The 7,972-nt window shown below is 73.1% G+C and carries 7 protein-coding genes and 1 pseudogene; 6 read left to right on the forward strand and 2 right to left on the reverse strand.

Annotated features, from left to right (window positions below; translation table 11 throughout):
• Window positions 1-507 (reverse strand): annotated as a pseudogene (locus AC08OU_RS07030) (Fe-S cluster assembly protein SufB); the annotation flags it as partial.
• The gene (locus AC08OU_RS07035) at window positions 504-1,400 is read right to left on the reverse strand and encodes a helix-turn-helix transcriptional regulator (RefSeq protein WP_476600930.1); all 897 of its coding nucleotides are present in this window, start codon (window positions 1,398-1,400) and stop codon (window positions 504-506) included. The gene AC08OU_RS07035 and the pseudogene AC08OU_RS07030, both read right to left, overlap by 4 nt.
• A gap of 327 nt (window positions 1,401-1,727) precedes the next feature.
• Between AC08OU_RS07035 and AC08OU_RS07040 the strand changes: the two genes are divergently transcribed.
• The 6 genes from AC08OU_RS07040 to AC08OU_RS07065 all read left to right on the forward strand — a co-directional run.
• A complete protein-coding gene (locus AC08OU_RS07040; RefSeq protein WP_476600929.1) occupies window positions 1,728-2,432 on the forward strand; it encodes a hypothetical protein in 705 nt (234 codons plus the stop codon).
• Window positions 2,433-2,588: 156 nt separating this feature from the next.
• Entirely contained in the window at window positions 2,589-4,121 is a 1,533-nt protein-coding gene (gene glpK / locus AC08OU_RS07045; RefSeq protein WP_476600927.1) for a glycerol kinase GlpK, read from the forward strand.
• A 222-nt stretch (window positions 4,122-4,343) separates the two neighbouring features.
• Window positions 4,344-4,883: a helix-turn-helix domain-containing protein gene (locus tag AC08OU_RS07050; protein ID WP_476600925.1), complete on the forward strand. Its 540-nt coding sequence runs from the start codon at window positions 4,344-4,346 to the stop codon at window positions 4,881-4,883.
• A gap of 111 nt (window positions 4,884-4,994) precedes the next feature.
• Entirely contained in the window at window positions 4,995-6,116 is a 1,122-nt protein-coding gene (locus AC08OU_RS07055; protein WP_476600923.1) for an ABC transporter ATP-binding protein, read from the forward strand.
• A complete protein-coding gene (locus tag AC08OU_RS07060) occupies window positions 6,113-6,898 on the forward strand; it encodes an ABC transporter permease (RefSeq protein ID WP_476604515.1) in 786 nt (261 codons plus the stop codon). Before AC08OU_RS07055 ends, AC08OU_RS07060 begins: the two co-directional genes overlap by 4 nt.
• Window positions 6,899-7,024: 126 nt before the next feature.
• On the forward strand, window positions 7,025-7,972 hold a 948-nt coding region (locus AC08OU_RS07065; protein ID WP_476604516.1), incomplete at its 3' end, for a COX15/CtaA family protein.

A 7,972-nucleotide genomic window follows, 5' to 3' on the forward strand; every position in this document is an offset into this window, starting at 1 on the left:
CACCGAGCCGAAGTACTCCTGGAACAGCTCCGGGTGCTCACGCAGCCCGGAGTCGGTGTCCAGGAAGATGACACCCTGCTCCTCGAGGTCCTCCCGGATCTTGTGGTAGACGACCTCGGACTCGTACTGTGCGGCGACCCCGGCGATGAGGCGCTGCTTCTCCGCCTCGGGGATGCCGAGGCGGTCGTAGGTCGCCCGGATGTCCTCGGGCAGGTCCTCCCACTCCTCGGCCTGCTTCTCGGTGGAGCGGACGAAGTACTTGATGTTGTTGAAGTCGATGCCCGACAGGTCGGCACCCCAGGTCGGCATGGGCTTGCGCTCGAACAGCCGCAGCCCCTTGAGGCGCAGGTCGGTCATCCACGACGGCTCGGACTTCTTGGCCGAGATGCCGCGGACAACCGCCTCGGACAGGCCGCGCTCCACGTCGGCGGCGTAGGCGTCGGTGTCAGCCCATCCGAACCGATAGGAACCAAGGCCTTCCAGGGCGGTCTCGGCAGAGGTGGTCATAGGGCGGAACCCTCCGAAGACGAGAATGGTGGACAGGCCAGGGACGCGGGCCGGGCCGGGCCGAATCCGGCCACGGCGGAATCGGGCAGCACCCGAGCGGAGCCGTCCTTCCCGGGCCCGTTCTGGTCGGGCCCGGTCTGGTCGGGCCCGTTCTGGTCGGACCGAGCACGCGAAGCCGTGCCGGGCGCCGTGCCCGCGGCGGGGTGGCTCACGGCGGGGTGGTTCGCGGGGATCTGACCCGCGGGGATGTGAGTCGTGCAGACGCCGTCGCCGTGCGCGATCGTCGCCAGGCGCTGCACGTGGGTGTCGAGCACGCGGGCCAGCACCGCGGTCTCGGCGTCGCACAACGCCGGGAAACGCTCCGCGACGAACTGGACCGGGCAGTGGTGCTGGCAGATCTGCAGACCGGTGGGCAGCGCGGAGACGCTCGCGGTGTACCCGGCGGCGGTCATCGCCTCGGCGAGCACCGCCGGACGATCCGCCGGCTCCGCCGCCACGACCGCCTCGCGCACCCGCCGCTCCAGGTCGACGGCGCGGGTGTCGGCGAACTGAGTGACCGCGCTCGCGCCACCCACCTCGGCCAGGAAGCGCAGCGCACCGGCCGCGAGATCGGAGTAGGCGCTGGGACCGGCATGATGGCCGGCCTCGGTGAGCGCGTAACGCCGGGCCGGGCGTCCCCGGCCACGCGGCCCCCGGGACCGGCTCTCCGTGGGCGTGATGATGCCATCCGCGACCATGGCATCGAGATGCCTGCGGATAGCCGCCGGGGAGACCCCGAGCTGACGGGACAGCTCGGCCGCCGTGGCCGAGCCGCCTTCCAGGAGCAGACGCACGACCCGGTCGCGGGTACGGCCGTCCGCCGTCCCACTCGCCCCGTCGTGGTCGTATTTCACAACACCAGTGTGCCCTATTTCCCGGACGCGGTCGAACCGGGGTCGCCGGAACGACAGCCCAACGGGGCAATCTTCGTCACAGCAATGACGCAGATCACACTCGCCGGACGTGATCACACAACGGATACCCACGGGCCGTACCCGACCGACGACCACGGGCGGCGGAATGCTGGACTTACGCCCACTGCCGTACCTGCGCGCCCACCCGGGCGCGTACCCCGGGTCGGCACATCGGATGGGCACACCAGCGGGCCGGCGGTCGCGGCACGCGGCCGCGCCCGGCCACCACCGACCCGGAGACGATCTCAGGCGGGAGGCGACGGGCGGATGCGGTCACAACTGTGGCGCGGCGGAGTCCGGCGGGCGCTGCTCTCCCTCGGGCTGACTCTCCTGCTCGCGGCCTCGGCGGCCTGTAGCGGCGACGGGGAGAAGAGCAACGGGCTGGAGAAGCTGCCGGCCGGCGAGGTCGGCACGCGCACCCTGCAGGCGTTGCGCGCCGCGACCGGCGTCCACGTCGTCGGCACCGAGGCCGACCCGCGCTCGGACGCCCCCGCCCGTTACGACCTGGTGATGTCCGGCACGGTCACCCGTGGCACCATCGACGAGTACGGTCAGCGGACCCAGATCATCAAGATCAAAGACGACACCTACGTCCACCGCGGCCGCGCCTACTACGAGGGGACCGGTGACGCCGCGGCCGGAAGCCTCCTCGCCGACCGCTGGGTCCGCCTGGCCCCCGCCGACGCCGCGAAGTACAGCTACTTCACCCTCGACCGGCTCGCCGCGTCACTGACCAGCTACGTCGTCGGGCTGTCCGGCCCGGTGCGAACCGAGAAGCTGGCCGGCACCCAGGCCGTCCGGGCCGCGAGCCCCGACGGAACGGCCTTCTGGGCGGCCAACACCGGACCCGGGTACCCGTTGAAGGTGGTCGTCGCCGGTCGCTCCACCAACGAGATCACCTTCGACGATTACGGGACGCCCGCAGCCGGCACCCCGCCCGGCGACGTCGTCGACCTGTCCAACCTCGGCTGAGCCGCCGTTCCCGGCACGCCGGGCCCGCCTCACCTCTCCCCTATCTATACCTTTCTATCTATCCTTCCTTCCCCGCCTCCTTCTCCTCACCGTGCACCGCTCCCCTACCATGCGTCCCTTGCCATGCGTCAGCGGCCCGTGGGCGGGAGGAACGAGATGAGCGTGCCGGCACGCGGATCCCTGGTGGCGGCAGTCGACCAGGGGACCACCGGGACCACGGTCTGCCTGCTCAACCGGGACGGGGTGGTCGTCGGCCGCGGCTACACCGGGATCCGGCCCCGGTTCCCCCGGCCGGGCTGGGTCGAGCAGGATCCGGACGAGCTCTGGCGCAGCGTCGTCGACACCGTCGCCGCGGCGCTGGCCGGCTGCGGTCGCCGGGCCGGGGAGCTCGCCGCCCTCGGCATCACCAACCAGCGCGAGACCACCGTGCTGTGGGACCGGCGGACCTCCGCCCCGGTCCACCCGGCCATCGGGTGGCAGGACCGGCGGACGGCCGCGGTCTGCGAACGCCTCACCGCCGAGGGGCACGCAGGTGCGGTGGGGGAACGCACCGGGCTGGTGCTCGACCCCTACTTCTCCGGCACCAAGATCGGCTGGATCCTGGACGACGACCCCGGGCTGCGCCGGCGCGCCGGCCGGGGGGAGATCGCCTTCGGCACCGTCGATTCCTGGCTGGTCTGGAAGCTGACCGCCGGGGCCGCGCACGTCACCGACGTCACGAACGCCTCCCGCGCCCTGCTGCTCGACCTCGCCGCCGCGAGCTGGTCCCCGGAGATGCTCGATCTGCTGGGCGTTCCCGCCGAGATGCTGCCCGCTGTCGCGCCGAGCTCGCGGGTCTACGCCGAGACCGATCCGGACGCCTTCCTCGGCGTGCGGATCCCGGTGGCGGCCGTGATCGGCGACCAGCAGGCCGCTCTGTTCGCCCAGGGCTGCTTCGAACCCGGCCAGGCCAAGAACACCTACGGCACCGGTTCCTTCGTGCTGGTGAACACCGGCTCGGCCCTGCCGGCGCCGCAGTCGACGCTGCTGCGGACCGCGGCGTTCCAGCTCGACGGCGAACCGGTGCGGTACGCGCTGGAGGGGACGGTCCTGTCCACCGGTGCCGCCGTCGACTGGCTGCGGGACTCCCTGGGGATCATCCGGGATGCCGCCGAGACCGCCGACCTGGCCGCCTCCCTGACCGGCAACGACGGCGTCTACTTCGTCCCGGCGCTCGCCGGCCTCGGCGCCCCTCACTGGGATCCCCGCGCCCGCGGCGCACTGCTCGGGATCACCCGGGGGACCACCCGGGCGCACGTCGTCCGCGCGGTGCTCGAGGGCATCGCCTACCGCACCCGAGACGTCGTCGAGGCGATGGGTGCCGCGGGCTTCCCGGTGCGCGAGCTGCGGGCCGACGGCGGGGCCGCCCGCAACCACTGGCTCATGCAGTTCCAGGCCGACCTGCTCGGCGTCGAGCTCGACGTCCCGGACAACATCGAGACGACCGCGCTCGGTTCGGCCTACCTCGCGGGGCTCGCGACCGGGTTCTTCGCCGACCGCGAGGAGCTCGCCGGGCATCGGCGCAGCGCCGAGCGGTACCGGCCGAGGCTGTCCCGGGCCGAGCGGGACCGGTCCTACCGGCGATGGCTGCGCGCCGTGGACCGGGCCCGGGACTGGGCCAAGGACGCCGACGACGCCGACTGGGACTGACCGGGCCGACGGGACTGACCGGCCGACCGGGCTGACGGGGCTGGCGCGGCCGGAAAAACACTGTCGCGATTCCCGGATTGCGCCCCGCGACCGCGGGACCACGCCAGGGCCACGTTCCCTCGCGGCTTCTTGGTCGAACCGGCTGCCAGACGGACCGAGGCCTGACAATCTGTCACAGGGGGCGGTTGGCGTCTCCTGTCGACCTTGACCCGGACGGAGACCGTGACCGAGGCGGACTACGCCCTGGAGCTCGGCCGCCGGCTTCGCGCGGCGCGCAACCGGCGTGGCTTGTCGCTGCTGGACGTCCAGGAGCGCACGCATGGCCGGTGGACTGCCGGGACCCTGGGCGCCTACGAGCGAGGCTCTCGGACCCTGCGCGTGCATCGACTGGTCGAGCTCGCCGAGCTGTACGACGTTCCCGCGACGCTGCTGGTACCGCCGGCCGCCGATCGCCGCGAGACCGACCATCTGCCGCCGCTGGTCATCGACCTGCGCCGGCTGCGCAAGCTGCCCCCGACCCGCACCGGACCGCTGCGGCGCTGGATCGCCATCGTGCAGGTCCTGCGGTCGGACAGTTCACGCGACGTCCTGCGGCTGCGTCGCTCCGACCTGCAGTCGTTGTCCCGGCTCTACAGCACCACGCCGGCGATGCTGTACGAGCGGCTGGGCGCCTGGGGGGCGTTGGTGGAGCCGGGCGAGCCGGTGGCGGGCGGCGGGCGCCGCCGGGCACTGCCCGTCCGCCCGCCGCAGCAACGGGGCTAGCAACGGGGCTGGGTCGCGGCCGCCCGGTGGTGCCCGTTCCACCCGGCCGAAGCCTCGTGCCGGGGGCGGACCGGCCCTCCGCCCGACCCGCGATGTCCGTAGGATCGCAAGGTGGCCGAGATCCTGGCAGTCAGTGTCACGGACCTCGTGAAGACGTATTCCTCGCGGTCCGCTTCCCCGCGTTCCGGTCGTCGTCCTCACGAGTCCGGGCGGCGGACCCACACCGGTCGGGCCGGGCGCGGTCCCGCGGCGTTCTCCACGTCCCCTACGCCCCCCGTGCGCCAGGCGCCCCCAGCGCCGGCGGTGCCGCCGGCGCCTTCCGGCGACGCCGCTCGACCGCCGACGACGCCCGATGGTCGGATACGCGCCGTGGACGGCCTGTCGCTGACCGTCCCGACCGGCACAGTCACGGCGCTGCTCGGGCCGAACGGCGCCGGCAAGACGACCACCGTGGAGATCTGCGAGGGATTCCGCCGCGCCGACGCGGGCGAGGTGCGGGTCCTCGGGCTCGACCCCTGGGCGGACGCCGTTGCCCTGCGCCCCCGGGTCGGGGTGATGCTGCAGTCCGGGGGGATGTATCCCGGCGCCCGCGCCGGCGAGATGCTGCGCCTCGTCGCCTCGCACTACCGCCACCCGCTGGATCCCGCGGCGCTGTTGGACCGGCTCGAGCTGACCGGGTCCGCCGGTACCCCGTTCCGCCGGCTCTCCGGCGGCCAGCAGCAACGGCTGTCGCTGGCGATGGCCGTGGTCGGCCGCCCGGAGCTGGTCTTCCTCGACGAGCCGACGGCCGGGTTGGACGTCCAGGGCCGGCGGGACACCTGGGAGCTCGTCGAGGAGCTGCGCACGGCCGGGGTCACCGTCGTGCTGACCACCCACGCCATGGACGAGGCCGAACGGCTCGCCGGTCAGGTGATCATCGTCGACCACGGCAGGGTGGTGGCGGTCGGCTCCCCCGCGGAGCTCACCCGGGGCGGCGCCGAGGGGCAGCTGCGCTTCCGGGCCCCCGCCGGGCTGGATCTCGGCCGGCTGCTGCTCGCGCTGCCCGACGGCACCACCGCGCAGGAGGGCCCGGCTGGGCACTACCTGTTGCAGGGCACGGTCGACCCGCAACTGCTCGCTGCGGTGACCGCCTGGTGCGCGGGTAACGGCATCCTGGCAGAGGATCTCCGGGTCGAACAACGCACGCTGGAGGACGTCTTCGTGGAACTGACCGGATCGGAGCTGCGCTCATGACCGGCGTCCCGCTGCTCGATCTGCGCCCGGCTCCGGCGCCCGCGTCGCGGGCCCGGATGCTGGCGGCACAGACCAGACTCGAGCTGGTACTCACCCTACGGCGCGGCGAGTCCGTCCTGCTCACCCTGATCATCCCGGTCGGTCTGCTGGCCTTCTTCATCGCCGTCGACGTGCTGCCGAGCTCCACCGAGCGGCCGGTGGACTTCCTCGTCCCCGGGGTGCTCGCGCTGGCCGTGATGTCGACCGCCTTCACCGGGCAGGCGATCGCGACGGGCTTCGAACGCTCCTACGGCGTACTCAAACGCCTCGGGGCGACCCCGCTGCCCCGCGCGGTCCTACTCGCCGGCAAGACATTGGCGGTGCTCGCCGTCGAGGTCATCCAGCTGGTGCTCCTGGTGGTGGTCGGGTTCGCGCTGGGCTGGGACCCGACCGGCGGGCCGGTCGGGGTTCCGGCGGTGCTGGCGCTGCTCGTCCTGGGCACGGCCGCGTTCTCGGGGCTCGGCCTGCTGATGGCCGGAGCCCTGCGGGCCGAGGCGACGCTCGCCGCCGCCAACGGCGTCTACCTGGTGCTGCTGCTGATCGGCGGGGTGGTGTTCCCGCTGTCGAAGCTTCCCGGCTGGCTGCGGGCGGTCGCCGAGGTGCTGCCGACCGCGGCGCTGTCGGACGGGCTGCGGGCCGTCCTCGCCGAGGGCGACGGTCCGGGGGCGCGTACCCTGATCGTGCTCGCGGCCTGGGCGGTGGCGAGTCTGGCGCTCGCCGCCCGCACCTTCCGCTGGGAGTAGAGCCGACACCGGGACCGTCCGGTCACCGGGCACCATCCGGCCGGCAGGCAGGCACCATCTGGCCGGCAGGCACCATCCGACCAGCGGAGAAGGATCCGAGCGGCCCGCGCCGGACAGGGCGTTACCATGGCAGTCGTGCCAGCTTCTACAGAGCGTCGGAGTTTGCCGCTGATCAGCCTTCGCGCCTTCCGGCTCCTCACCACGCTCAACGTGGTCCTGCTGTCACTGATCGTGGTGAGTGGCGGCGTGGTCCGCCTGACCGGCTCCGGTCTCGGCTGCCCGACCTGGCCGCAGTGCGGGGACGGCTCGTTCGTGCCGCACTCAGAATACGCCCTGCACGGAGCGATCGAGTTCGGCAACCGGGTCGTCGGCCTGGTGGTCGGCCTCGTGGCGCTGATCACCCCGCTGGTCGCGCTCCGCCTGCGCGGCGGACGGCGGCGCGATCTTCGGCTGCTGTCCTTCGGCCTCTGGGTGGGTTTCCTCGGACAGGCCGTGCTCGGCGGGATCACCGTCCTGACGAAGCTGCACCCGGCGACCGTCGCCGCCCATTTCCTGCTCTCCATGGTCCTGCTGTGGAACGCGGTCCTGCTGGACCACCGGGCCCGCCAGGACGCGGGTGCGGCGACCACCCCGGGGGTCGGTCCCGCGCTGCGATGGCTGGCGCGCCTGCTGGTGGTCGTCTCGGCGGGGGTGCTCGTCCTCGGCACGGTCGTGACCGGCGCCGGGCCGCACAGCGGTGACAGCGATCATCCGGCCCGCTTCGGGTTCGACCTCGTCAACGTCTCCCAGCTGCACGCCGACGGCGCGATGCTGCTGGTCGGGCTCGTCGCGGCCATGGCGTTCGCGGTGCGGGTCGCCGAGGCTCCCGACGAGGCCAGGAGGACCTCCCTCGCCCTGGTCGGAACCGTCCTCGCGCAGGCCGCGATCGGATTCACCCAGTACTTCCTCGGCGTTCCCGCCCTCCTCGTCGCCCTGCACATGACCGGGGCGACCGTGATGTGGGTCGCCGCGCTGCGGCTCTGGCTCGCCCTGAGCTCCCGGCACCCCCGGCCGGCACCGGGCGCGGCGCCCACG

Source organism: Frankia sp. CcMO1, from assembly GCF_977945845.1.

Excerpts from the sequence above, each read along its gene's own strand:
- AC08OU_RS07060 (WP_476604515.1), top strand. The coding sequence starts at position 6,113 with ATGACCGGCGTCCCGCTGCTCGATCTGCGCCCGGCTCCGGCGCCCGCG.
- AC08OU_RS07040 (WP_476600929.1), top strand. The coding sequence starts at position 1,728 with ATGCGGTCACAACTGTGGCGCGGCGGAGTCCGGCGGGCGCTGCTCTCC.
- glpK (WP_476600927.1), top strand. The coding sequence starts at position 2,589 with ATGAGCGTGCCGGCACGCGGATCCCTGGTGGCGGCAGTCGACCAGGGG.